The organism is Pectobacterium polonicum, from assembly GCF_005497185.1.
Lineage (GTDB): Bacteria > Pseudomonadota > Gammaproteobacteria > Enterobacterales > Enterobacteriaceae > Pectobacterium > Pectobacterium polonicum.
On the sequence record NZ_RJTN01000035.1, the window covers coordinates 1 to 25,146 of the forward strand.

The following is a 25,146-nucleotide window of genomic DNA, read 5'->3' on the forward strand; positions in this document are numbered from 1 at the left end:
TTCGGGCTTGCCAGTGTTTGAATGCATGATTTTTCGGATTTGACCCCTCTCGTTTTGGATAGGCCTTCCAGCAGGATTCAAATTCATCGGAGTGGGAGCTGGTTAATTTCTTACTCGCGTCATCGCCAGATGACACAAGTGTTTTTTTGTTTATATTCAGTTCTTGTTTTAATTCATTACTTATTAGTGGGGGATTTGCCGTCTCCGGCTTAACCGTCGCCGGATTATCCGTCTCCGGTGAAATTCGAGGTACTTCGCTGACCACGTAAGACACGCCATCAAACGATCCAGTGGTGTTACGTTTAGTATCAGCGTGCATGTACCCGGATGCTTTTAACTCGTTGATTAATCCCCTGACGGCGTCCCGCCCAGCTGGTTTGCCAGATCCCTTTGTCTGGTTAATCAAATCAGCAACGGAAACCTCCCAGTTATCTGGCTTGCCAAGCAGGTAAATCAATAAGCCGCGTGCGCCCCATGACAAAGCGAGGTCTTCACTGATCGATTTATCCAGCGTGTAAAATTGAGACTCAGGCCGAGGGCCTCTTCTGATAGCCATGATTAAATCCCCAGCGCATCCGCTATCTGCCGTACTGCGTCCTGATATTCTTCAGGTGACAGGTTCAGCATTTTTAATGCCGCCTTACTTTTCTCGTATTGCTCCCTCACTGAAAGCGCAGCAACGCGACGGCCATCAAAAACTGGCTCAATGTCATCAATGCTGACGGGCTGGCCATTCAGCCGGAATCCGTTCCGGTATGTAATTCTGTCGATTCGTGTAAGCATTGGTCTTGCCTCGCTATGCAACTAACTGCTGAGTAACTGGCAACAGCGCGTACATCGCCTCTGTCGCTTTATTTATTCGTTGTGACATGTCACAGCATCCGAGCAGCACAGCATTCATCGCTGTGGAAAATTCACGGATGGCCACTGCCGTCAGGTAGTTAACAGATCGGTCATTCTGCAAACGTGCCCGTCGTTCCCCCGGTAGAGCTGCAAGCATCACCGGAGCCAGCAACTGGACTTTTCTCTGTGCTGCGCGTGAGTCACTACGCAACCAGCGGAAAATCTGCTGCCTGTTGTTATTTATCGATTTCCAGTCAGCAACGCCGCGCTGCTCGATTTCATGCAGCCGGATATGTGGGTCGCCACCAGCCAGAAAAAATCGTTTGGTTATCTCGATCGCTACAGTTTCCTGTCCTGCATCAACCGCCCATGATTCGATCTCTTTCGTCAGCTCCTGAATGTTCATTGCGTCTCCTGTCGCAAATTGATTTTTGATAATCAGATTTTTAAGCCCACTATCGTTACGCTGTTTTTCCGCGGGGAATGGTGAAAACCAAATTCTCTTTCGTTACTGGCTGATATGCCCCAAAGTTCCTAGTTGCCACTTCAATGATCTCCGCCTTTCTTGCGGATGGCCTGCGGAACCCATAGGCGATCTGATTGAGGTAGCCAACCGTCGTCCCCGCCATAGAAGCAAGGCGCTTCCACTCATCGGCTGACGCCTGCTTACGCCAGCGGAATAAATCATTGCTCATGTGTTTCTCTCCGATTGGTTAATGCGACAAGTTGAATTTAGCTTAATGCTAAATTAAAGACAATAGAAATTTAGCAAATTGCGTATTTATCAATATGCTAAAAGATGTGAGAATCAAGGTATGGAAAGTAAAGACATCAGAAAACAAAACCTTGAAGCACTGCTTGCGGACTACGTGCAGTCGGGGAAACTAACAAAAGCAGCCTTTGCTGAACGCTGCGGCATTACTCCGTCAGTGCTTAGCCAAATAATCGGAGTGTCGCCAAACAGAAACATTGGCGACAGAATGGCGAGGAAGATAGAAGAGTCGTTAGGTGTATCAAAGGGGTGGATGGATAGTATCCATGATGATATATCACCCGCCTTGTTGCCACAGCCCGCATCAGCGCAACGAGTGAGCCAAATACTTGATGAGAATGGTTGGAGTCAGTCAGAGCTTGCGCGCCGACTAGGGATCTCCCCGCAATCCGTGCAATATTGGGTCAGTGGGAAAACATCTCCTCGTGGTAAAAGTCTTTCAGCTCTTTCCAGCTTAACTGGATATCCCGAACACTGGTTTTTAATGGATTTTACCGATCCGCTCAGCATTAAAGATGCAGAAAAACCAATGCGATTAGAAGAGAGCCAAGCATCATATGGCTCGATTGACGCATGGGATGAAAGCACACCCCTTTCACCTGATGAAGTTGAAGTGCCATTCTTGAGAGATATTGAATTTGCCTGTGGTGACGGGCGCATTCAAAGCGAAGACCACAACGGCTTTAAGCTCCGATTCTCCAAATCTACGTTACGTAAAGTTGGCGCAAATACGGACGGTTCGGGCGTTCTTTGCTTTCCCGCAAGAGGAAATAGCATGGAACCTAACATTCCTGATGGAACGACTGTGGCTGTTAATACCAATGATAAAAAAATCGTTGATGGGAAAATGTATGCGATCAGTCAAAACGGCTGGAACCGAATAAAACTGTTGTATCGCACAGGCCCTGATACTGTGAGCATTCGCAGCTACAACAGCGACGAGCATCCCGCAGAAGAAAAACCCATCAGTTCAATAGATATAATTGGTCGTGTTTTTTGGTGGTCATATGTCGATTACTAGTACCTAACTCCCTACCTCCTTCCTGCAAAAGACAAGATCCCGCACCTGCGGGATTTTTTGTGTCCGTAGATCTCAACAGTGAAATTTAGCAAAATGCTATTGCATTAAATTTAGCATTAAGCTAAAGTCACCCCATCAACAGCGAACAGGCAGGACGCCCACGAAGTAGCCGCTACCGGCGTATGAACAGGTAGATGATTCGCTAGATGGTAATTGAATGTGAGGTTTCAGTTATGAAGCAAGTAGTTTCTGATTGTGTGGTTGAGGGATTCGCTGACGTTATTGAATCCCTGCGTGCCAGCCTGACCAGAACGACAGGTGGGGTTAGCACTGATAATGCAAAGGCAGTTCTTCAGTTAGCGCTTGATGCCGTTAGCAACCATAACGGCAACAAAATAGATGATGCTATTTATGCTTATCTATCGAAAACAGAACTTGAGTAACGGTAACTGGCGATTTCTTTTCTGGGTCGGTTTCAACCAACCCCAAATCGCCAAAAGCCCCACCGTATTTTAGAAAGAGTTCTGATGTTTTTTGTGGTGGAAGTTCTCGAAGGATGGTTAAAAACAGCGCTTTATGTGAATCAAGTTCACTCCTGATTTTATCCAGTTCTGATTTGAGTTCTTCAATTTCAGACATTGCATGATCCCTTCTTGCAGTTGTGGTGACGGCAAGGATAGCACGAGCCGGGCGTGATGATGTATCCCGGCACAAATTACGTAGCCACAGCGGGAAAGTGTGGCAAGGCAAGACCAACCCACACCGCAGACCACGCTCAATGAGTGGCGATGTGGGAAATCAACCAGGCGCAGTTGCGCTGTTTGGGTAACACGTTCTGACAGCGGGAAAGACCGCGCTAACACCAGAGATACGGTCGTAAGTTCTGCTCTGATTGGAGTGGTAAGCGACGCCGGATAGCGTAACCGGCACACAACTCTACTGAATTCGGCCCCTTAGCTCAGTGGTTAGAGCAATCCCCTCATAAGGGATTGGTCACTGGTTCAAATCCAGTAGGGGTCACCAGTTCGGAACGGGTCGCCCATCCAGTATTACGGATGGTGTGTTCTGGAGAAGGTGAACGACAAGTAGCCCTCCCTGTCACGGCAGTGAACGCGGTTGACGACGTAATCCCGCGCATAGAACGCCCCGTGAGGCTTAAACCCCGTCCGTTCGCTCCACGTTACGGAGCACTGATTCAAGACTGGATGGATTACTACTTCAAGACGGTCTTTATAAATGTCCACCAAGTAGCGCCCCGAGGCGATAGGTCGGTGACGGCTGGGAAAGACCAGCACACAACAGGTAAGAGCATTTGTAAAGGTTGCGCGAGAGCTCGACTCAGTTACAGACCGGATGTAAGGAATGCTCTTTCCGCTGTGGTGAATGCGCAGGCTGATGCGCTGCAATCTTGTGAGTAGATGGAGAATGATGCCCGCATCGAGCGTGGGTAATCGGCCAGTAGGGGCAAGGTGAAGTAGGCATATCAGTAAGGCATATGCTCACACGGAAGATGCTTTTAGTCATGCCGTGCAAGACAGAACCGAGAAAATCAGTAAGACCTGCCGGAGATCAGCACCGGCCACCACACAAAATTTAGCGATCAGGTGATTAACGGGTTTCCCTGCCCGTTACTCGGTTCGACTCCGGGCGCTATTCGAAATCACGTTGCCATCGTGATAACTGCGAGAGGTGTGTAGTCATTAGGCGGGTGGGGTTTGACCTTTTCCTTACCCGCCAATTTTTTCGCAAACGTAAAAAAGCCCACCGTTAGGCAGGCTTCGTTACCCCGGTTAACCGACCAAAGTACCCCGGGAATAGCTGCGGTGCCGACCAAGGCAACCGCAAGGCAAGACCAATACCAACTAACGCTGATACTGATCAGCCGTGATTATACGAGGAACGCTATGAAAGCGCCAGATATCACAGAAGTCGAAGTAACGCTCTACATCCACAGGGTTAAGCACACAGAAAAACCATTCATCGCAATTAGTGACATGTCACAGTATGGACATACACTAATTGGCACCCACGCTGTTATCGTCCCAATCCCCCAAATATCAAATAGCGAACTGACTAACCGCCAGATCGCCAGCCTCAAAAACCAGCAGCAAAAAATCATAGCTGATGCGCAGATTCAAGCTGGTGAGATTGAGGATCAGATCCAGCGACTGCTTTGCATTGAGCATCATCCGTCTGTAGGCGTTTAAAGCGGAGGAACTATGAGTAAGCATTGTGAAATGTGCGGCACCAACATGCACGGCAGCAATCACTGCCCTAACTGCCAAGAAGAGGCATACATCTTCCATGAGCAATACATGAACCCGGACTATTTGGGTAATGGGGAAATGCTGGAACCACCCGCGCCAGACAGCGATTTCATGCGAAAAGTGAGAGATCAGCATGGGTGATGTAGGCGATCACTACAGGGATCTAAAACCCTTCTTAAAAGAACAGCGCCGCAAAGCCCGAGGTGGTGCACATGAACGTATCAAGGCGTTCTTCATCAGAAATGGCATTCAACTGGAAGAAGGAAATAACACACTGATTTTCCGCACGCCACACGGCACTGTTTGCTACTACCCGCCAAGCCAGAAGATGCAGCACAGGCAGTTATGGAAAGAATGCAGCCCGACCAGTTGCATGAACTATGTGAAAAAACTAAGAAATGAGAGGCAAGACCAATGACAATGGAAACATTTACAGCTGCTTTCCATCCAAAGAAATCAGCTCAAAAAAATGGCGCCATACCACTGGCAACAGCGGTTGAGGCAAAAAACAAAAAACTGGCAGAAATGGCAGCAGTAATGCTGCTAGAAGAAACATTCCCTGGCGCCAGTGATAACTTTTTTAAACCCACAATCACAGAGGATTGCGTAGGTTCCCCCCGCCCTGCGGTCGGAAAGTTTGACGAGACATTCCTACAGGAAAACGAGCTGGTAGAGGGCGTCTGGCGGCGCATCGAGGCACCAACTCAGGCTAACGATCTCGTCGATTTCTCCGCGCTATCATTACGTGAAAAAATCGCGGCGTTCGCGCTGTATGCTCAGGCTGAAATCACAGAGCACGAGTTTTCTATGGTGTGTGATTATCTCGATCTGCCTGATGGTGATGGGGGTGCTGACGCAGACACGGACAAGCTGATCCGCGTACTCAGTGACAGCAAATCGCTGGAAAACGTCACTGATGAATTGCTACTCAATGTAGTGAATTCAGTTAACGCTCAATTCCCATCTATCGCCGATGTACCAGAGCGAGAAATTCTGGCGTTCGTTGATTCGCTGACAAATAAACCCAACGAAGATACTCCAGCAAAAACACCATTGATTGCTGGTCTGGATCGTGAGCGTCAGTACACCCATACGTACGCTATGTTGGATAAAGAAGTTGCGGCAGCGCTTGTGCGTGATGCGGCCGACTGCTGGGAATTAACCGCTGATCATGTCCGTGAATCTAACTTCCTGATTAATCAAAATGGCGAAGAATTCCAGCGCTGGTCTATGGAATTACGCACAGCGGAAAACGCACTAAAAATCCCCCGACCTATTGTTTTTGCTCTGGTTAGCGCAGGCAAAAAACGCCCTGAGTTACTGACAGACGCAAACGCCCGCCGCCAGTTCGTGGTTGATTTTCTCGCGGAGCATATGCCATCAGAAATCAAAGTGGAAAACATGGGTGATGGCCGATTCTCTATTGATGGCCTGATGGGTGAAACAGCCTCAAATCAGGGCGAAAAAACGGAAGCGGCCAGCGCAACCAACACACCTAAGGCTGAAACCGTTACGCCCCCTGCGGAAACCATCACACAAGGCGGCGCAGTTGGTGAGCAGGTTATCAGCGACAGCACCGCACAGCAGGCAAAAGAAGCACTCGACCAGCTGGGGTACGGCGTTTACGCGACAGAGGTGCCAGCGACAGAAAATGATTTTCACGCGCGAGTATCAGCGGTTGAAGCTGAAATTTCAGGTGCCGAGCACGATGAACAAGAAAACCTCAAGATTTGGCGTGAAGTGTGGAAGACCGACGAGCGATACACCAAGGGGTTCGCAACCAACGGCGGCGGCACGTCAATCAACGGCACCTACATGGTTATGCAGGCCACTAAGGTGTTTGGCCCACAAGGTATTAATTGGCGCGTAAAGATTTTAGAAGAGCGCTTTGATAAGGGCGCACCAATCATGCGTAAGATCAAAGATGCCAATGGAAACGATATCGCTGAAATTATTCCAGACGGCTCTGGCGGATACCTTACAGAAATCAATCACGTCGTAAAAATCGAACTCCAATACACCCTTGGCGGTAATAATGGGGAAATTATTGCCTACGGATGCACCCCATACATTTACGGCAGTAAGTACGGTCCACTTAGCGATGGAGAGGCACCCAAAAAATCACTTACTGATGCCACAAAGAAAGCACTATCACAACTTGGCTTCTCTGCTGACATATTCCTTGGTCTATATGACAACCCTGAATACCGGGCGGAAAATAAATTGGAATTTGACATAAAAGCCGCCAGCGATAAGGCCGAGGACACCGTGCGCATGCGTACCGCGCTAGATGAGAAATTCACAAAAAACGCAGCAACACTGGAGAACGCTGTCAATGTTAACGAGGTTAACAAAGTGTTCGGCACCCTCGCCCGTGAGCTCGAGGCTCATAGAAAAAATGCAGAGACCAAAGGTGACACTGAACACGCTAAATATCTCTCTGGTCGCCTGCGCCGCCTGACTCAAATCAAAGACGAGCGCATAGCCGCGCTTAACGCCACTGAAGGAGAAAAAGCATGACAACTACTACCGCTATTGCGCTTGCGCATGATTTGCAGAAACTCCAGCAACTGCTGGAAACGTCCGATGATTTAACGCCTGAAATGATCGCTGACACGATGGAAGGGATCGAACTGGAATTAGCTGACAAGCTGGACGGCGCGTATATCCATGTTCGCAATCTTGAGGGGCTGGCAAAAACGTGTGACGAAGAAGTCAAGCGTCTGACTGACCGCAAAAAATCGTTTGAGAACCGCGCCAAGCAACTAAAGGGCTATGTGTTGAATTGCCTGCTGGCTGCTGGCCTCGATAAGCTCAAAACGACCACGAACACGTTTACAGCCCGTAAGGGTGTCGCAAGTGTGATTATCGATAATGAAGGCCTGCTGCCTGATGATTTGGTAGCGGTTCAAACCATCGTGGCACCGGACAAAAAAGCCATTAAGGAAGCCATTGAAAACGGTGTGGAAGTACCCGGCGCGCACATTGAAATCGGTGCGCGTTCTCTGCAAGTTCGATAACACGGCTGACCACCGTATAGCGAGGCAAGACCAATGCTAAAAATGTCGGCAAAACGTGGGGACGTTATTCACATCGTTTTACCAGATGGACGGAACGGAATGATAGCGGTGCAGTCTCGTAGCGTGTTCGCATTCCATTTTCCGTCTGATGTGAAAGTGACTTGCGACAGGCGTAAGCCGGAAAAGCTGATTAACGATAATCAGAAATAACCCGCCATTAGCAATACCGTGTGACCTCCATTTTACAGGGGGTCACAATGCAAGTATGGAAACCGGGCAAATGCCTGTTATCTGAGTTCGATATTAAAATCGGTCGGCTGTCTGCAAGCGTAAGAAAGACGACTCTAACGCAGCAGGATATAGACCAATCATGTGCAGCAGCCGACGCTATCATTGATAAATTAAGGCAAGACCATGACCGACCTATTAACCGACGACGAGCTAATAGAACTGACAGGCTATAAGTATGCGTCAAAGCAACGTGCCGCTTTAACCCGATCCGGCATTTCGTTTATCACCCGCAGGGATGGGCGCCCAGGTGTTACGTGGACAGCAATTAACGCAAGCCTATCCGCTGCGAAAGCTGAGCATAAAGAAGTTGAACAGCCTAATTTTGATGCGATTTAATTATGGCTCGTAAACGCAAAGATCCCCGCGATAACGCATTACCGCCACGCGTATATCGCGGGAAAAGCAAATATGAATTCCACCCCGTTGGCGGCGGCTCCATTTCACTATGCCCTCTCGACTCCCCTATTCCGGTAATATGGGAAAAGTACGACGCGGCAAATAATTATCGTGAGGAAAAATTCACTCTGGAGAGAATGGCCGAGCGATTTATGCAATCGCCGGACTTCCTCGATCTCGCGAGTGAAACACAAAAGGACTACCGGAAATACTCTGCGAAAATAATTCCAGTTTTTGGCGGGATGTCGCCCGACTCAATCAAGCCTGAACACGTCAGGAAATATATGGATAAGCGCGGCGTGAAAAGCAAGACGCAGGCGAACAGAGAAAAGGCGTTTATGTCGCGAGTGTTCCGGTGGGGATACGAGCGGGGGCTATGTAAAGGTAACCCATGCACGGGCGTTAAACAGTTCAAAGAAGTGGCGCGAGATCGTTACGTGACGGATGACGAGTATAACGCCCTATACTCCGTCGCGGCGCCAGTTGTCCAGGTGGCTATGGAAATAGCGTATCTGTGCCTCTCACGGCAGGGTGATGTTCTCTCGCTGACTGAAGGCCAGATATTAGAACAGGGGATTTTTATCGCACAAGGAAAAACTGGAGCAAAACAAATCAAGGCGTGGACAGACAGACTGAGAGCCGCTGTCACAAACGCACAGAGCCTACCGATAAAAACAGGGGTTCACAGCATGTACTTGATTCATCAGGCAACCGGAGGACGTTACACCCGCGACGGATTTAACAGTCGGTGGCAGCAGGCAAAAGAAGATGCGGCCGCAGCATTTCCACACCTGAGTTTTGATTTTACGTTTCACGATCTCAAGGCTAAAGGGGTTTCAGATCTCGATGGGACGTTAGCAGAAAAACAGGCAATATCAGGACACATGACAATCAGCCAGACAGCACGATACGACCGAAAAATACCTATCGTTCCTGTCGTGGGTGGTCAGAATAAAAATTCAAGATAATTGCATATTCACCAAACACGCGAAAATCATATTAGGAAGAATATTAGGAAAGGGGGTTTCAGGCACAAAAAAACCACCTTGCGGTGGTTGAATTTTGTTTTGTAACTTCTTGTTTTTATTGAAGTTAAATCAATGGTGCCCGGGGCGGGACTTGAACCCGCACAGCGCGAACGCCGAGGGATTTTAAATCCCTTGTGTCTACCGATTTCACCACCCGGGCTTAAATATTGGAGGCGCGTTCCGGAGTCGAACCGGACTAGACGGATTTGCAATCCGCTACATAACCGCTTTGTTAACGCGCCAAAATATTCAGGTTTTAGTAACCAACATCCGCAAATGCTGATGCTTTAAATTGGAGCGGGAAACGAGACTCGAACTCGCGACCCCGACCTTGGCAAGGTCGTGCTCTACCAACTGAGCTATTCCCGCAACACAGAACCTGCTGATTTTTCTAACTTCTTACAAACCAGCGTCGCTGTTGATGCGGTGCATTCTACTGACCTGACGCGATGAGTCAACAGAATTATCAAGCAACCGCATTCGTTTGCTGGTTTTTACGTCGCTTCGATCAAGGTTCAAGCAAATCGTGACGCGCAGCGTTCAAATATTGAAACATGGACCAGAAAGTCAGTACGGCCGCTATGTACAATGCAACAACACCAATACCTTCAACAATACGTTCTGGACGCCATAGCAAAGCAAAAAGCGCCATCATCTGAGCAGTGGTTTTAACCTTCCCTATCCACGATACGGCAACGCTGCTCCTTTTGCCAATTTCAGCCATCCATTCGCGTAATGCCGAAATAATGATTTCCCGCGCGATCATCGTTGCAGCGGGCAGCGTAATCCACCAAGAATGATAGTATTCCGCAACCAACACCAACGCGACAGCTACCATCACTTTATCAGCAACAGGATCGAGGAAGGCACCAAAACGCGTGGTTTGCTTCCAGCGGCGAGCCAGGAAACCATCAAACCAATCCGTCACGGCAGCAAATACAAAGATCAACGAACAAAGCAATGGTGCCCAGACGAATGGAAGATAAAACGCCAGCACGAAAAACGGAATAAGAGCAACACGAAACAGGGTAAGCAACGTCGGTATATTAAATTGCATAGCGCTTAGGTAACTATCTGGCTGGAGTGGATACTAGGAGTATGTTGCTACATTGTCCCTAGTGTTTCAATGCATGGAAGATCTTTTCTGCCAATGCATGCGAAATTCCTGGAACATTTGCAATCTCCTCAATGCTGGCATTCATCAAAGGCTGCAGCCCCCCCATGTATTTCAGCAGGGTTTGACGACGTTTAGGGCCGACACCTTCAATAAGCTCCAGCGTACTGGTGTTTTTCACTTTCGCTCTCTTCTTACGGTGCCCACCAATCGCATGGTCATGCGAATCATCACGAATATGCTGGATCACATGCAGCGCTGGGGAATCAGCTGGCAAAGCCATACCCTCACCTGTAGCCTCAAAAAACAGCGTTTCCAGGCCCGCTTTACGATCGCTGCCTTTCGCAACACCAAGTAGCAGAGGTTTATTTTTATCCCACGATACTTGCAAGGAGTCAAACACGGTCTGGGCTTGGCCGAGTTGTCCTTTCCCACCATCGATTACAATCACATCGGGTATTTTACTGTCATCTAACGCTTTACCATATCGACGCTGGAGGACTTGCGCCATAGCGGCATAGTCATCGCCAGGCGTAATACCACTGATATTATAGCGGCGATATTCCGAACGCAGCGGGCCATTAGCATCAAATACCACGCAAGATGCCACAGTTTGTTCCCCCATAGTATGACTGATGTCAAAACACTCCATTCGGTGAATTTCTGGCAACTGCAAGACGTTGGCTAATGCAGCCAAACGCTGATGAATAGTGGATTGCTGAGATAATTTCGTGACCAGCGCCGTAGCAGCATTCGTCCGCGCTAATTTTAAATAACGAGCACGATCGCCGCGAGGTTTTGTCTGAATTTGTACTTTTCTGCCTGCTACTGCGGTCAGAGACTCTGTCAGTAAATCTTTATCGGGCAAGGTGAAATCAAGCAAAATTTCGGCGGGAAGCGTCCGACCTAGGCTCCCTTGTAAATAGAATTGCCCGACAAAAGTTTGCACAACCTCCCCCAATTCCGTACCGCTAGGTACTTTCGGGAAATAGCTCCGGCTACCAAGTACCTTCCCCTGTCGGATGAAAAGGACATATACGCAGGCCATGCCAGCATCGAAAGCGACGCTGATGACATCCAAATCTTCACCGTCACCAGAAACAAATTGTTTCTCCGTCACCCGACGAACCGCTTGGATCTGATCGCGTATCCGTGCGGCATCTTCAAAACGCAGGTCACGACTAGCCGCTTCCATCCGAGAAATGAGTTGATTCAGTACTTGCTGATCTTTACCGGACAAGAACAGGCGAACATACTCAACCTGCTGTTGATAATCTTCTTCGCTAACCAAACCACTAACACAAGGCCCAAGGCAGCGCCCAATTTGGTATTGCAGGCAAGGGCGAGAACGGTTGCGATAGACACTATTTTCACACTGACGCACCGGGAACAGTTTTTGCAGCAATAGTAGCGTTTCACGCACTGCATTGCCGTTAGGAAACGGGCCAAAATATTCGCCCTTCGCATGCTTGGCGCCACGATGAACTGTCAGACGCGGATGAACATCACCGCTCAGGAAAATCATAGGATAGGATTTATCGTCGCGTAACAAGACGTTATAACGCGGCTGATAAAGTTTGATGTAATTGTGTTCCAGCAGTAAAGCTTCGGTTTCTGTATGCGTAATCGTGACATCAATATGATTGATGCTTTTGACCAACGCCTCGGTTTTACGGCTGGCGACATGACTGCGAAAATAGCTGGCAAGTCGTTTTTTTAAGTCTTTTGCCTTACCGACATAGATGACCGTATTGCCGGCATCATACATCCGGTAGACCCCAGGCTGGCTCGTTACCGTTTTTAAAAATGCCGAAGCATCGAAACTCTCACTCACTACTTAACAATGTCTCCGCGGTAAAAAGCCCATGCTTGATAGCCAGATGCGTCAACTCTACATCACCATTGATATTCAGCTTGCTAAACATACGGTAACGATAGCTGTTCACTGTTTTAGGGCTTAGATTGAGCTGATCTGAGATTTCAGTCACTTTCTGACCCTTGGTTATCATTAGCATAATCTGTAATTCGCGTTCAGACAAACATTCCAGTGGCGCGTCCGTCTGCGGTTCCAACTGGCTTAATGCCATTTGTTGAGCAATATCAGAAGCGATATACCGCTTACCCGCGTGCACCGCCCGAATAGCGGAGATCACTTCCTGAGGGGCAGCCGCTTTACTCACATATCCCGCAGCACCCGCCTGCATCACCTTAGCGGGCAATGGGTTCTCGGTATAAATAGTGAGCATAATGACTTTGATATCTGGCGTAAATCGTAGGATCTTACGCGTCGCTTCAAGCCCACCGATACCCGGCATGCTCATGTCCATCAAAACAACATCAACATCATTGCTTCGACACCATTTGACAGCATCCTCACCACAGCACGCTTCACCAACCACTTTCAGACCTTTGATATCGTCAAGAATGCGTCGTATCCCTGCCCGCACCAGTTCATGGTCATCAACAAGAAAAACGCTAATCAAAGAATAATTCTCCAAAAAAGGGAGTAACACTTACATGAAAAGTTGCTTGCAGGTGATACTACGTTGGTTTCAAACAATAATGAACACTGACTTATATGAATAAGTATTTTAAAATATGCCAAGAAGGAATAAAGCACATTCCCGATCATAACAATATATCGCTAGCCTGAAGACGCATGTTGATCACACTCTTAACATTTCAAATACGCCACACAGTATAAACTGTTTAATGATACAAAATGTGTAGAAAACAAACCAAATGGCATGTAATTGGCTTTATATTCTGAATGTCAATGAAAAATTACTATTGTAAGCAACGTGTGATTAAGCATCACATCATCGCCTACAACGATATTATACAAATAATATATTCAGAGAAAAGCGTCCATAGTGAATATGGTATGTATTAAGCACAACACATCTATAACCTTTTCCACAAAATGGCATCCAAAATATAAGCGCTATTCTAATAAATTAAATGCATAAAAAACAGTCACTAAAACGGTGTTATCCGCGAATAATATCAATCTACAATATGCTTTATGTTATACTCCTCACTATCTTATCCCGCCTGTCGTGCCAGCGGTAACGCCGCAGCAGGCGGAGGAAAACACCTTTTTCTTGTTGAGGAGAAAACATGAGCAACGTAGATTTTTCTACTACCGCATCCGCTGAAACTCTGGCCCATGAGGTTACCTGTCTGAAAGCGATGGTTACACTGTTATTAAAAGCAATCGGCCAGGCAGATGCCGGTAAAGTGATCATCAATATGGAAAGATATATTGCTCAATTGGAAGACGCTGAGCAGGCTGCTGTTTTTGATAACACGATTAAGCAAATCAAAACAATCTACCGAAAATAGCACTATTTGCTACACCGCCATCTCAGTAATTTGATCTGGCGGTGTAGCGATAATTAGCATTACTCTTTTAAATTTAATAAATAGAGACTCTCGTCTATTTATTTCCAATACTGATGAGTTTCAAAAGCAGCGCCTCTTCTTTCTTTTTATATTGTGTTAATTCCGTCACCAATGCCTTATCCAAAAACTGTTTCCTAGAGAGTGCCTTTCTTTCATCAACCAACTCCCTCAGTTCGGTGAAGCACTCATTTATCTTGTACTCTTTTGAACTTTCCGTACAAATTATCTCATGGATTGCCTGGCTCAATTCAGACAACGAGATAACTGATTTTGGGTCCTGGTGACTTTTTTCTATGACAGCCAGTAATTTTTCGAATCCCATATGAACCTCCGAAATCAAGCAGAAACTTGCTTATGGCTAACCAGGAAGCTCCAGCTACTTCTAAACGCCGCCCCAGTGGATGTGAACGCAGTCCTGTGCAAACTCGTAGCATCATATACGATCTATCGTCTCTTCCATCCATAAAGCATAGCACTTTCTCGAGACTCTTCAGGGCACAAGAGACACATCTTGCCCAAACGGAACAGCGATTTTCGGTTGAACCACCAATTGCGTTATATTTTCTCTCAATGGCAATACGTTATATGAATAAAAGGCACACAAGAAATCATCGAATGTATTAAGTGGAAAGAGTCGTAGAATGAAATAAAAACGAAAGAAAAAGAGCTAATGAAAATGGAGAAATTAAAAAACAGACGAGTGTAAATTAAATAACAAATGAGAGAACAAAATGATAACAAGTCAAAAAATATTCTTAACTTATTGATATCGTTGGTGGGTCGTGCAGGGTTCGAACCTGCGACCAATTGATTAAGAGTCAACTGCTCTACCAACTGAGCTAACGACCCAACGGGGGAGATTATTCTCCTCCCTAGCCCGCCTGTCAAACACTTCATATTAATTTTTTATGCCGCAATAATAGCATTGTTAGCAACAGGCAATTTTGTTAACCTGCACGACCTAATATCTATACTCCTCATTATTTTATATCTTCTTCATTATTAGGGCGAAAAACATACAGCAGTATCTGGCATCATTACCTGCCCTGTTTATGCTCGGCTGTATCAGACATCCGCTGTAATAAGTCCTGCGGTTGCGCTATCTTATTCTCTTCGATTTTCGCAAACGAGAGCCGCCAAAGAGCTCAAAACACATCACAGACAGAAACAGGAAAGTGCACTTAAATGGTCGAACAATCAAAAGAATCCGCAGACCTTGCCCCTGAACAAGGAGAGGGACTGCAACGGAATCTGACTAATCGTCATATTCAACTCATCGCCATCGGCGGAGCGATCGGCACTGGGCTATTCATGGGCTCAGGCAAAACAATCAGCATGGCTGGCCCTTCGATCATTTTCGTTTATATGATCATTGGCTTTATGCTGTTTTTTGTCATGCGCGCGATGGGAGAATTATTACTCTCCAACCTCAACTATAAATCATTCAGTGATTTTGCTGCCGATCTGCTTGGACCATGGGCTGGTTTTTTTACCGGCTGGACTTACTGGTTCTGTTGGGTAGTAACCGGGATTGCCGATGTCGTAGCCATTAGCGCTTACTCTCAGTTCTGGTTCCCTGATTTATCGCAGTGGGTATCTTCCCTGCTTTGCGTTCTGCTATTACTTACGCTAAATCTGGCGACGGTGAAACTGTTTGGCGAGATGGAATTCTGGTTTGCAATGATAAAAATTGTCGCTATCGTCGCGCTAATTGTGGTCGGTGTCGCGCTGGTCATGATTCAGTTTTCTTCTCCATCTGGAAATGTCGCCTCTTTTACTAATCTATGGAATGATGGCGGAATGTTCCCTAAAGGGATTAGCGGTTTCTTTGCCGGGTTTCAAATAGCCGTATTCGCATTTGTCGGCATCGAACTGGTAGGTACGACCGCAGCTGAAACTAAAAATCCGAAAGTCGTGTTACCCCGCGCGATTAATGCCATCCCAATTCGCATCATCATGTTCTATGTTTTTGCGTTAATCATGATTATGTCTGTGACGCCGTGGAGTGCAATTACTGCGGATCGTAGTCCTTTCGTGGAAATGTTTGTCCTTGTCGGCTTACCCGCGGCTGCCAGTATGATCAACTTCGTCGTACTGACCTCTGCGGCATCTTCCGCCAATAGTGGTGTATTCTCAACCAGTCGCATGCTCTTTGGTCTTGCTAAACAAGGTGATGCACCAAAAAGTTTCGGTATGCTATCTAAACGCTCAGTCCCCTCCACAGGGCTGATGTTTTCCTGCATTTGTTTACTTTCCGGCGTGGTGTTGATCTATCTAATACCGAACGTGATGACCGTATTTACACTAGTGACAACCGTTTCCGCAATTTTATTCATGTTCATCTGGAGTATCATCCTGTGCTCCTACCTAACATATCGTAAAAAGCGCCCGCAACTGCATACAGAATCATCCTATAAAATGCCGTTGGGTATTTTCATGTGCTGGGTATGCTTGGCCTTTTTCGCTTTCGTTATTGTACTGTTAACATTGCAACCAGATACACGACAAGCGCTCGTTGTCACGCCGTTATGGTTTATTGTTCTGGCTATTGCTTATCAGTTTATTCGTCGGAAAAAGCAAGCTATTGACGGGAAGTAAAATTTGTAAATGCACGAAAGGCGCAGACAATGTCAGCGCCTTTAATTTCTTTCAGGAAAATCACGCATAGCACAAGTACTCTCTATTATTGAATATAAACAATTCTCAATTGATGTACGGAAATTAATATGCGGTCAATTAATGTCGCCACCATTGATATATAAAAAAGTTATTCTCGTAATGAAACGGTTGTGATGCGATTGATGTTTTTAGCTAATAGTTCGAAGGCTAAGTAATTGCACTCATCTTTCCGCTGCGAAGCATCAGCAACAACACCTTCTATTTTTCTATTTAACTCATTGATTTTACCGTCATCCAGCGTTGAGACAATCGCAGAGATCAGCATTTCTAACGATTCAATCTTAGCGTTAAGCGCTTTTTCTCCAACTTCCTTTTCTGCCAGCTTTATTAAAAGATGAGAGAGGATATTATTCATTTGAACTCCTTAATCAAAAAAATAACCGTCATACATCCATAAGGCAACACCCGTTCTTTGTCGCACAGGATTAGAGAAACATAACGAAGATTAATGTAACACTGTGAATGGCCTGACCGCTAGTGTCTATTATCATTTTAAGAAAATCATATTCACACTACAGTAATGAAATGAATTTACAGATAAATAAAGCAAACAAATAAAAAAATTAAAAAAGCATTTTATTTTTTTGAACAAAAAATAACTATTTTGAAGAAAATCACCAAAATCATGAATATGTGATGAAATTCACAGAAAAATAAAGATACTGTTTTTGACAGAACGTCAAACAAAGAAACCAGATTGGTAGCCAGCTATCGGGAAACAGCTGGCCCTATAGTTACATTTACGCACTCATTGATTGATGTGCGCCACTCACCGCATCCTTTGCTTGTTCACACTGTGACAATATCGTCTGTGCATGAGAATAAAGAATTTTCCCCGCTTCGGTAGGCGTAACACCACGCCGACTCCGTACCAGCAGTTGTTTTTCGAGTTCACTCTCCAGCGTCGCGACCTGCTGGCTCAGCGCCGGTTGTGCAATATGCAACAACTCAGCAGCCTGTGTAAGGCTACCGATATCAACGATTTTCACAAAGTATTTGAGCCGTCTAAGATTCATGTCTGCCTCCTGAGTAGTTACCCTAAAGAGGTAGCAAAAAGCGCGCCATATTATGTTTCTATACCTAAGAAAAAGTGATACCTCCTTGATAAGCCACAGGTAAAATAAGGAAAAGAAATGATTCTGCTAACCAACTCGACTAGTTTTGTATGGGTAACTCGTCATCAAGCCAGTACCTGTCTGCACCATCCTAAAGCAAAACCTGCTATTTTAGGGTGCAACACTGCCCGCTAGCCGGCATATTTCACCGCTTTTCTATGTTCAACTTGAGTAATAATTTCAATATGTTGGTTATTAGTTCGACAATCAAACACATCTATCGATAACAGCCTTTGACAACCTGAAACGCTACCGCTATTATCCATCGCACTTAACCGATTCCTCTGTAGTTCAGTCGGTAGAACGGCGGACTGTTAATCCGTATGTCACTGGTTCGAGTCCAGTCAGAGGAGCCAATTTAAAGAAAGCAGACGTTCACTGACGTCTGCTTTTTTGCTTTTAATCAATTGGTTATCCCCTTCTTCAGGTTCGTCCTCGTTCACTCAAAAACACTCGAAGCCATACCCTTTTGCTGGTAAAAATACTGGTAAAGCTGGTTCGATTTCGTTTTTACCAGCAACCGGAGGGAACCGTCATGTCACTTACTGATACTAAAGTAAAAAATGCCAAGCCGTCAGAAAAGGCGGTGAAGCTCACTGACGGGTTCGGCCTCTATTTGCTGGTTCATCCCAACGGTTCAAAATACTGGCAGTTGGGTTATCGCTTTGAAGGGAAACAGAAGGTATTTTCCATCGGCGTCTACCCTGCTGTTTCACTGGCTGATGCAAGACAACGCCGGGATGAAGCAAAAAAGCTGTTAGCCGCTGGTATTGACCCCAGTGCCAAAAAGCAGGCTGACAACAAAAACATTCAAGAGAAGCGTAACAATACCCGCGCTTTCAAAACCGTCGCCAAAAGCTGGTTTGCCACTAAAACCACATGGTCGGAAGATTATCAGCGTTCTGTCTGGACACGACTGGGAACTTATCTGTTCCCTTACATTGGTGAAAAAGATATTGCTGAACTGGATACAGGCGATCTGCTGATTCCTATCAAAAAGATAGAGAAGCTGGGTTATCTGGAAATTGCTATGCGGGTGAAACAGTACGCCACTGCCATCATGCGTTATGCCGTCCAACAAAAGATGATCCGTTTCAATCCTGCCTATGATTTGGAAGGCGCGGTTCAGAAGCCTCAGACGGAACACCGCCCCGCTATCGAGCTAGAAGAGATACCTACCCTGCTGGAACGCATTGAAGCCTATAAAGGCCGTAGCAGACTGACCCTGCTTGCGATAAAACTCAATCTGCTGATATTCATTCGCTCAAGTGAACTCCGCTTTGCCCGTTGGTCAGAGATCGATTTCAAAAGCGCCTTGTGGGTCATCCCTGAACAGCGTGAAACTATTGAAGGGATCAAGCATTCTGGACGTGGTGCCAAAATGCGCAGGAAGCATTATGTTCCTCTGTGTAATCAGGCTCTGGCAATTTTGGAAGAACTAAAAGACCTCACCTATGACGTTAACGGTGATGACGGTTTTATCCTGACAGGCTGTTATGATGCAATGAAGCCGATGAGTGAAAACACCATCAACAAGGCACTGCGCAAAATGGGCTATGACACCAAAACCGATCTGTGCGGTCATGGTTTCCGAACGCTGGCTTGTAGCGCGTTGATTGAATCGGGCATCTGGTCTGAAGATGTGGTTGAACTTCAGATGAGCCACATGGAAAAGAATAACGTTCGCGCTGCCTACACCCACAAGGCCAAGCATCTTGAACAACGCCGCCTCATGTTGCAATGGTGGGCTGATTTTCTGGATGCTAACAGCAACGGGATGGTAAGGCCGTTTGAGTTTGCCAATTGGTCATAGCCGTAGATCATTTATCTCCCCTAATACTGATAAGTATGGGGAGATATCTCTTGAATTTCGCACATGAATGAACTTTCAGGTATGCTTAGGGACATTTTTAAGCCATTAAATAATAATTTCAGCCCAAATGGGCTTGTCTATGGCAATTTGGACAAACAGCAATTGCATTTTCAACCGTATCCTCTCCTCCTTGAGATAGCAGAACACAATGATGAACTTCAAGATATGGGGTACCATCTTTACCACGAAGAAATGGCGCATTGCGTTTGCAAAGTTCACATTTTCCTTGTGCTCTATGTAGCACCTCGGCCACCACATACGGATTACGAATAAAAATTTTAGTAATAACTTCCTTCATTTCCGGCATATTACTTACCGCTAAATGCTGTTTACGCTCCTGAGAAGTTAATTGAGAGGCTTTCCTTACTTCTATTTCGAACTCCATCTGGAGACGTTTCGCTTCATCCGTAGATTCGACCTCCCTGAAGCACCATTTCCCGGAGATATCTTCATACAGCTCCCATACGCCGTGTATAGAAGGCTGATAGATTTCATACCTATCACCACGTCTGTATAATTTATCGTACTCATGATGGCGATGAGTTTCATCGTCAGACCGTCGTGCTGTTTTATTAAACCCCCAATAGCTCCTATTACAATTAACTGAATTAGCAATAAGATTCAGATAGGTATTATCTTTATAATTTAAAAATTTAGCTTTCAGATAATCATCCACCTCAGATACCGTAGCTGACCCTCCCAGTTTTTTTACTACCTCAACAGTAGTTTTTCTTATCGGCTGGTTTCCATATTTAAAAACACGACCAGTTTTTAAAGCCATTTATAAATATATCCTTATTCTAATAAATACAGTTAGTTCAAACGGTTATGGCTTCATCACAGAAATAACAGAAACTCGCATCTCTTCGTCGTTAAACCCTCTGTTATCTAAGCTTCTGATTAGCCAATTGGTTAAACCAATTCCCCATACTTATACAAGTATTCTCCGCCACTTCATCAATCAGTTCCGTGACGATGTAAACTTAAAAGCCGAAAAACTCACTCTCGGTGGGTTTTCTTAATATCGAACTAATTAATTGAATTGACTAGCAATATCACTAAGACTACATTGCAACCTGAAAGGTTTCCCTGTACACAGGACAACCGATGAACACTAATTTCGCCCCTGAAAGGTACTGCAATACCAGACAAGGGCTAACCTCAACGTTACAAGGATAACGCTATGGCTGTCTGTCAGTTTACCTATTCCCTTCCTGAAAATCTGCATCTGGCTACTGCTTTTTTGCCATATCCAGCAACGGAGGCTTATCATGTTCGATAACACACCGCTGGAACTGGAAGAAATCATCGATCAGTGTCGGGCATTAATTTACGCCGTTGTTGAACTGGATGAACCCAAGGCAAAAGAGATTTTGATCTTCGTTCTTTGGGAACGACTTGATCTGTTATTCCGCACTTTTCATACGCCAGAAATGATCCCAGTAGACTAAGGAAATGGCATGAGGATAATACATTAAGGCCACAGCTTTAATTATGCAGAAAAGTGAGCAGCACACAACAATCGGTGTGTGCTGCTATTTAATTTTTTTGATTACAGTTCATCGTTATGAGATTTTTATTTTAATAGCTAAATCATCAGACTATTTTTTAAAATCAACCTTACTGAAACAGTCTGGTGTTAATGTGATACAAGCCAGTGTTTCACCATTATCATCACAAAACTCTATCTCATATGCGGGGAATGGGTCGTTATAAATTTGAACAATAGCCCCTAGCATTCCTTTTTTCAACCCTTCCTCTGGAAAATCATTTTTAAAGAAATAACATCAAATAAAGAATAACTCGCCATTTATTCATACCATTACACTATTCAACTTTTTGGCCATTTTTAAAAGCTTCTCTAGCCTCATTTAAACTCATCTTGTTTGCTCCACTTCTATCAGGATTCTTAGACTGAAAAGGATCATCCTCCCATCCACAATTAGAGCAAATATCATATTCACCTAACACTTCAAATTCATCCTTGCCGCAGCATGGACAGGGGTAATCATATTCATTGGTCATTCCAGTAATCCATTTTGTCTGTGGGCTTAAACATTGTCCGAGGCGCGTTATCTTTAGATTTTGAAGCAAATATATTAGTTTCTGGATGATAGAAAAGTTCATCACCGTTGTCACGAGTTTTAGTTAACGTTCCATCGGGAGGGTTATTCATAAAATCATGAGCGGCATCAACATATTGCTTTGCATTCTTTAATTCAGGAAACTCATACCCATGTTTTTCCCAATGCTTGTAAGCATTTCTAACCTCCGTAATTTTCTTTCTTCGAGTCCAGATTGGATCAAGCGGGTTCTTACTCAAATAGATATAAATCGGTGGAAACGCATTCTCTGGGAACACCAGAATGTAATCCCGAAAACCTTTCTCGTCCGGCATCGGAGTGGCAAGAATACTGACATCATCTATCTCTGGAATTTCAAATCCCGGCACTGCTGACGGAATAACAGGCTGTTCGCCGTGTGCCGTATCCGTGGGTAATTCCACACCCGGATTATCCGGTGTCCATAGAATCGTTGGTCCGGTTGCCCCCTCTTCCCAGAACTCATAGCGGTTGTTGGGGAAATCATATTTCAGAAGTCGGACACGCACCTGATCGCGCCCGCTTTCCATACTGGTGTGGTAGCCAACCGCCTTTAACTTACCTGTCTCCTCATCTTCCATCCACCGATAACGCACGCGACTGGGGACGGTTCCCTGCTTCTTCGCTACCTCCAGTAGCTTTTCCGGTGTCAGCAGATCGTCTTTTTCACCTTTCAGGTGCTGCTGAATCAATGCTCCCATCAGCAGGAAACTTTGCGCCATCTGCAACTGGCCTTGCCAGATTGATGGACCAGAAAGGCGTTTCATCTGATGTGTCAGTGCCTTTGCTGCATCCTGATTAGCCTGCGCTACAGCGCCACCCGCAGCAGCGGTCGCACCCGCCTGTGCTGCCGTACCTGCCATGACCACTTGTTGAGGGGGCGGCAGCGTTGCCGCATCCGCTTTACCCACTAACAGATCAAAAACCGTTTTATACCAAGGCTCCATCTGGGGTATCTGAGGCTTGTTAATCGCGCCGGGCGGGGTCTTAGGTGACGGTTCGTTTTTTCCGGCAAATGACTGAGGAGGAGAAACAACAGAAGACGTGTTTTTCTTTTTCGCCGCCTGCGCATACTGTTTCACTTCACCCGGTTTATCAGCCAGAGTGCTCGACTCACCAACAGGCTCAGAGAAATAGACACTCATTTCCCCTATGTTGCCCTGTGGCTCTTCTCCTGTTCCCGCATCGGTACACCCAGCACCACGTAAACAGGATTTGGCAAAAACAGGCTCGACGGCCAGCATCGGTGTTAACGCCAGCAATGGCGCACGGGTCAATGCTGCTTGTTTCGCGCATTCCTGAACCGGAGAACGATGGGGTGTATCACCAATGATGACGTTGCCACTGCCAGATGTGATGACACCACCACAATTGATGCTGTCCCCAATACGCGCAGCATTTTTACCGTTAATAATGACGGTCGATGAACCTTCAGCGATTTTTCGGGAATGAACACCATGGGGTGCATTGGGACAGGGACAACCGTGGAGCAGAACGGTATCACCTTTACGAGCGGCTGGCTGACCATTAATAATCACGTCAGGACTGCCTTCGGTTATCGGGGTTTCAGGGAAGCAGTCATGACCACTTCCAATATCATTAAGACGGGCAGCACCCGGCATTGTCATTTTCCTTTGACAGTAAACTATTCCTTTTGAGGGCTGGATTTTGGGCGCTTTTTATAGATGGTTCAATACCGAAACCCGTATCAGGCGTCGATACAGAGATGATGAATAAGATTTTTATTTAGGTTCAGATATTATTTCTTATTAAGTCATAAACCTGTCAAAAATCCCTATTCCCCCTACGCTTACTGAGATAATGAAACGCTGATATCACTGCTGCTATGAAATCCAGAATTTGCCATAACCACCTGAACAACATCGCCCTGTTTTACTGTCGTCGTAAACATACGCAATGCCGCGCCCGTATTTTCATAACCCCAGTAATGTCCACGGCTTCCCGCTTTCCAGACCGTAATGGAAGTCGTGATTTGTCCCACCGTCTTGCCCCCTACCAGAACATTAAACGTGGCTGAACCGGTGTGTGTACCATCTGCCGGATAAAATTTTGACGCTACAAAAACATTGAGATAGTTAAAATCCCCCGTGGACTGAAAACGTAAACTGTCAGTGGCTGTTCGGGTGATACTCCCGCCACCTGTTCCTTTCCATTCCCCATTCTGGCAGGACAATATCGCGCCTGTTTCATCCCTGCTTATCAGACCATCAGGCGAACAAACCTCACCCGCAATTGATATTGAAGCAGGCTGCAAATATTTACCCGTAATATTTCCTGATGCAGAAATCGCTCCTGTCGTTTTTCCATCATTTGAACCCGATAATGTGAGGTCGCCTCTCACTCTCTGGCTTCCCCAGATATCCAGCTTCACTGAGGAGTTGTTATTCCCATTCAGAGACAGATAGCCATCACCTGCACCGCCTGATACATTCAACAGAATCATATTCGGATCGCTGGTGCCACCGCCACCAATCTGAAGTTTGCTGGCTTGGGTTCTGGCTGAAACATAGCTTTCAGAGTTGATGCCGTTTTTTACCGTAAGCTGGCTGTTCATCGATACGTTCTTACCAAAGGTGGAAAATCCAATAACATTTAAATCCTCAGACACATTGACGTTCTTGGCAAAGCGCCCATAAGTGCCGTTAAACGAGGTCGCGTTAACATCACCCGATGCGGTAATGTCTTTGGCATTATTAATACTCTGACCACCCATATTGAGATCACCCGTCATTGGCAATGTGCCATCTCGACGCAGGTAAACGGAATACATAGAACTGTCATATCCAACACGATAGGCCAACAGCCCTGCCGCATTAATCCCACTATAATTATTTTGGTTTTCAGTCCATTGACCAGCCGTACCCGATGCAACCGTAGCTGATTGCGTCATACCACTATCAATGCCAGCGGCTTGCATGGCTTTGCCTAACAAATCATAGCGAATGCGGTTCCCTTCTGACCAAGGCAATGTTGTAATAACGAGTCCATTGATAACGTAGTTGGGGGTGGTGCCAGCGCGTTTTAACAGAATCTTATAAGAAGACTTTTGCATGTTGATACCAGTATGTCCCGCAGGCAACAACCCTTCGTTTACTAACGTCTGATACGTAATTTCACAACCATTAGCCGAACAAGTTCTTGGTCCCGGATCGCTGGTCTGGCTGCTACTGGATGTCAGGGTTGAAAGCTTGTCAAAACG

General features: G+C 46.0%; 27 protein-coding genes, 6 tRNA genes and 2 pseudogenes. 15 read left to right on the plus strand and 20 right to left on the minus strand.

Going from position 1 to position 25,146, the window contains the following annotated elements; genetic code table 11:
• From EDI29_RS21520 to EDI29_RS21535, 4 genes and pseudogenes are all read right to left on the minus strand, one after another.
• Positions 1-556, minus strand: a pseudogene (locus EDI29_RS21520) (hypothetical protein); the annotation flags it as partial.
• Between the two features lie 2 nt (positions 557-558).
• Entirely contained in the window at positions 559-783 is a 225-nt protein-coding gene (locus EDI29_RS21525; protein ID WP_137742513.1) for a hypothetical protein, read from the minus strand.
• A 13-nt stretch (positions 784-796) separates the two neighbouring features.
• Complete coding sequence (locus EDI29_RS21530) at positions 797-1,249, minus strand: toxin YdaT family protein (protein ID WP_137742514.1); 453 nt, start codon at positions 1,247-1,249, stop codon at positions 797-799.
• A 55-nt stretch (positions 1,250-1,304) separates the two neighbouring features.
• The gene (locus EDI29_RS21535) at positions 1,305-1,538 is read right to left on the minus strand and encodes a transcriptional regulator (RefSeq protein ID WP_137742515.1); all 234 of its coding nucleotides are present in this window, start codon (positions 1,536-1,538) and stop codon (positions 1,305-1,307) included.
• A gap of 120 nt (positions 1,539-1,658) precedes the next feature.
• On the opposite strand from EDI29_RS21535, the gene EDI29_RS21540 reads away from it, so the two are divergent.
• A complete protein-coding gene (locus EDI29_RS21540) occupies positions 1,659-2,636 on the plus strand; it encodes a helix-turn-helix domain-containing protein (protein ID WP_370586380.1) in 978 nt (325 codons plus the stop codon).
• A 233-nt stretch (positions 2,637-2,869) separates the two neighbouring features.
• Complete coding sequence (locus EDI29_RS21545; protein ID WP_137742516.1) at positions 2,870-3,079, plus strand: hypothetical protein; 210 nt, start codon at positions 2,870-2,872, stop codon at positions 3,077-3,079.
• Here EDI29_RS21545 and EDI29_RS21550 read toward each other — a convergent pair.
• Positions 3,042-3,275: a hypothetical protein gene (locus tag EDI29_RS21550; protein ID WP_137742517.1), complete on the minus strand. Its 234-nt coding sequence runs from the start codon at positions 3,273-3,275 to the stop codon at positions 3,042-3,044. The two genes, EDI29_RS21545 and EDI29_RS21550, sit on opposite strands and share 38 nt — an antisense overlap.
• A gap of 308 nt (positions 3,276-3,583) precedes the next feature.
• Between EDI29_RS21550 and EDI29_RS21555 the strand changes: the two genes are divergently transcribed.
• The 8 genes from EDI29_RS21555 to EDI29_RS21595 all read left to right on the plus strand — a co-directional run bounded on the left by EDI29_RS21555 (position 3,584) and on the right by EDI29_RS21595 (position 9,578).
• Positions 3,584-3,659: transfer RNA gene (locus EDI29_RS21555), tRNA-Ile, on the plus strand.
• A gap of 881 nt (positions 3,660-4,540) precedes the next feature.
• On the plus strand, positions 4,541-4,843 hold the full coding sequence (locus tag EDI29_RS21560; RefSeq protein ID WP_137742518.1) for a hypothetical protein: 303 nt from the start codon (positions 4,541-4,543) through the stop codon (positions 4,841-4,843).
• 12 nt (positions 4,844-4,855) lie between these two features.
• Positions 4,856-5,044 (plus strand): hypothetical protein, encoded by a 189-nt coding sequence (locus EDI29_RS21565; protein ID WP_137742519.1) that lies wholly within the window; start codon positions 4,856-4,858, stop codon positions 5,042-5,044.
• The gene (locus EDI29_RS21570; RefSeq protein ID WP_137742520.1) at positions 5,037-5,321 is read left to right on the plus strand and encodes a hypothetical protein; all 285 of its coding nucleotides are present in this window, start codon (positions 5,037-5,039) and stop codon (positions 5,319-5,321) included. The genes EDI29_RS21565 and EDI29_RS21570 overlap by 8 nt, the downstream gene beginning before the upstream one ends.
• 2 nt (positions 5,322-5,323) lie before the next feature.
• Complete coding sequence (locus EDI29_RS21575; RefSeq protein ID WP_137742537.1) at positions 5,324-7,423, plus strand: exodeoxyribonuclease VIII-like protein; 2,100 nt, start codon at positions 5,324-5,326, stop codon at positions 7,421-7,423.
• Positions 7,420-7,923, plus strand: coding sequence for a siphovirus Gp157 family protein (locus EDI29_RS21580; protein WP_137742521.1), 504 nt, complete (start codon positions 7,420-7,422; stop codon positions 7,921-7,923). The genes EDI29_RS21575 and EDI29_RS21580 overlap by 4 nt, the downstream gene beginning before the upstream one ends.
• 414 nt (positions 7,924-8,337) lie before the next feature.
• Positions 8,338-8,550 (plus strand): DUF4224 domain-containing protein, encoded by a 213-nt coding sequence (locus EDI29_RS21590; RefSeq protein WP_137742523.1) that lies wholly within the window; start codon positions 8,338-8,340, stop codon positions 8,548-8,550.
• A gap of 2 nt (positions 8,551-8,552) precedes the next feature.
• Entirely contained in the window at positions 8,553-9,578 is a 1,026-nt protein-coding gene (locus EDI29_RS21595; RefSeq protein ID WP_137742524.1) for a tyrosine-type recombinase/integrase, read from the plus strand.
• Between the two features lie 133 nt (positions 9,579-9,711).
• Here the strand turns inward: EDI29_RS21595 and EDI29_RS21600 are convergent.
• The 6 genes from EDI29_RS21600 to uvrY form a co-directional block, all read right to left on the minus strand.
• Positions 9,712-9,798: transfer RNA gene (locus tag EDI29_RS21600), tRNA-Leu, on the minus strand.
• Between the two features lie 8 nt (positions 9,799-9,806).
• Positions 9,807-9,880: transfer RNA gene (locus EDI29_RS21605), tRNA-Cys, on the minus strand.
• A 51-nt stretch (positions 9,881-9,931) separates the two neighbouring features.
• A tRNA-Gly gene (locus EDI29_RS21610) sits at positions 9,932-10,007 on the minus strand.
• Positions 10,008-10,146: 139 nt separating this feature from the next.
• Positions 10,147-10,695: a CDP-diacylglycerol--glycerol-3-phosphate 3-phosphatidyltransferase gene (gene pgsA, locus EDI29_RS21615; protein WP_039298625.1), complete on the minus strand. Its 549-nt coding sequence runs from the start codon at positions 10,693-10,695 to the stop codon at positions 10,147-10,149.
• Positions 10,696-10,753: 58 nt separating this feature from the next.
• Positions 10,754-12,586: an excinuclease ABC subunit UvrC gene (gene uvrC / locus EDI29_RS21620; protein ID WP_137742525.1), complete on the minus strand. Its 1,833-nt coding sequence runs from the start codon at positions 12,584-12,586 to the stop codon at positions 10,754-10,756.
• On the minus strand, positions 12,579-13,235 hold the full coding sequence (uvrY, locus tag EDI29_RS21625) for a UvrY/SirA/GacA family response regulator transcription factor (protein WP_010279369.1): 657 nt from the start codon (positions 13,233-13,235) through the stop codon (positions 12,579-12,581). The genes uvrC and uvrY overlap by 8 nt, the downstream gene beginning before the upstream one ends.
• 637 nt (positions 13,236-13,872) lie before the next feature.
• On the opposite strand from uvrY, the gene EDI29_RS21630 reads away from it, so the two are divergent.
• A complete protein-coding gene (locus EDI29_RS21630; protein ID WP_137742526.1) occupies positions 13,873-14,097 on the plus strand; it encodes a DUF2594 family protein in 225 nt (74 codons plus the stop codon).
• A 94-nt stretch (positions 14,098-14,191) separates the two neighbouring features.
• On the opposite strand, the gene EDI29_RS21635 is transcribed toward EDI29_RS21630, so the two are convergent.
• Complete coding sequence (locus EDI29_RS21635) at positions 14,192-14,479, minus strand: hypothetical protein (RefSeq protein ID WP_137742527.1); 288 nt, start codon at positions 14,477-14,479, stop codon at positions 14,192-14,194.
• 451 nt (positions 14,480-14,930) lie between these two features.
• Positions 14,931-15,006, minus strand: a tRNA-Lys gene (locus EDI29_RS21640).
• Positions 15,007-15,342: 336 nt separating this feature from the next.
• Here EDI29_RS21640 and cycA point away from each other — a divergent pair.
• Positions 15,343-16,755: a D-serine/D-alanine/glycine transporter gene (gene cycA, locus EDI29_RS21645; protein WP_137742528.1), complete on the plus strand. Its 1,413-nt coding sequence runs from the start codon at positions 15,343-15,345 to the stop codon at positions 16,753-16,755.
• A 169-nt stretch (positions 16,756-16,924) separates the two neighbouring features.
• On the opposite strand, the gene iraP is transcribed toward cycA, so the two are convergent.
• Both iraP and EDI29_RS21655 read right to left on the minus strand, forming a co-directional pair.
• Positions 16,925-17,191 carry an anti-adapter protein IraP gene (gene iraP / locus EDI29_RS21650; protein WP_137742529.1) on the minus strand — a complete coding sequence of 89 codons (267 nt, stop codon included), beginning with the start codon at positions 17,189-17,191 and terminating at the stop codon, positions 16,925-16,927.
• A 391-nt stretch (positions 17,192-17,582) separates the two neighbouring features.
• A pseudogene (locus EDI29_RS21655) lies at positions 17,583-17,852 on the minus strand (LysR family transcriptional regulator); the annotation flags it as partial.
• 379 nt (positions 17,853-18,231) lie between these two features.
• On the opposite strand from EDI29_RS21655, the gene EDI29_RS21660 reads away from it, so the two are divergent.
• Positions 18,232-18,307 (plus strand) — tRNA-Asn (locus EDI29_RS21660).
• A gap of 179 nt (positions 18,308-18,486) precedes the next feature.
• The gene (locus EDI29_RS21665) at positions 18,487-19,764 is read left to right on the plus strand and encodes a tyrosine-type recombinase/integrase (RefSeq protein WP_137742530.1); all 1,278 of its coding nucleotides are present in this window, start codon (positions 18,487-18,489) and stop codon (positions 19,762-19,764) included.
• Positions 19,765-19,882: 118 nt separating this feature from the next.
• Here EDI29_RS21665 and EDI29_RS21670 read toward each other — a convergent pair whose 3' ends face one another.
• Positions 19,883-20,605, minus strand: a complete 723-nt coding sequence (locus EDI29_RS21670) for an HNH endonuclease (protein ID WP_137742531.1) — start codon at positions 20,603-20,605, stop codon at positions 19,883-19,885.
• A 490-nt stretch (positions 20,606-21,095) separates the two neighbouring features.
• Between EDI29_RS21670 and EDI29_RS21675 the strand changes: the two genes are divergently transcribed.
• Positions 21,096-21,275, plus strand: a complete 180-nt coding sequence (locus EDI29_RS21675; RefSeq protein ID WP_137742532.1) for a hypothetical protein — start codon at positions 21,096-21,098, stop codon at positions 21,273-21,275.
• A gap of 150 nt (positions 21,276-21,425) precedes the next feature.
• Here EDI29_RS21675 and EDI29_RS21680 read toward each other — a convergent pair whose 3' ends face one another.
• From EDI29_RS21680 to pilV, 4 genes are all read right to left on the minus strand, one after another.
• Positions 21,426-21,563: a DUF4926 domain-containing protein gene (locus EDI29_RS21680; RefSeq protein ID WP_241664981.1), complete on the minus strand. Its 138-nt coding sequence runs from the start codon at positions 21,561-21,563 to the stop codon at positions 21,426-21,428.
• An 88-nt stretch (positions 21,564-21,651) separates the two neighbouring features.
• On the minus strand, positions 21,652-21,849 hold the full coding sequence (locus EDI29_RS21685; protein ID WP_137742533.1) for a CPCC family cysteine-rich protein: 198 nt from the start codon (positions 21,847-21,849) through the stop codon (positions 21,652-21,654).
• A complete protein-coding gene (locus EDI29_RS21690; protein WP_137742534.1) occupies positions 21,839-23,548 on the minus strand; it encodes an S-type pyocin domain-containing protein in 1,710 nt (569 codons plus the stop codon). The genes EDI29_RS21685 and EDI29_RS21690 overlap by 11 nt, the downstream gene beginning before the upstream one ends.
• 188 nt (positions 23,549-23,736) lie before the next feature.
• On the minus strand, positions 23,737-25,146 hold a 1,410-nt coding region (gene pilV, locus EDI29_RS21695), incomplete at its 5' end, for a shufflon system plasmid conjugative transfer pilus tip adhesin PilV (protein ID WP_137742535.1).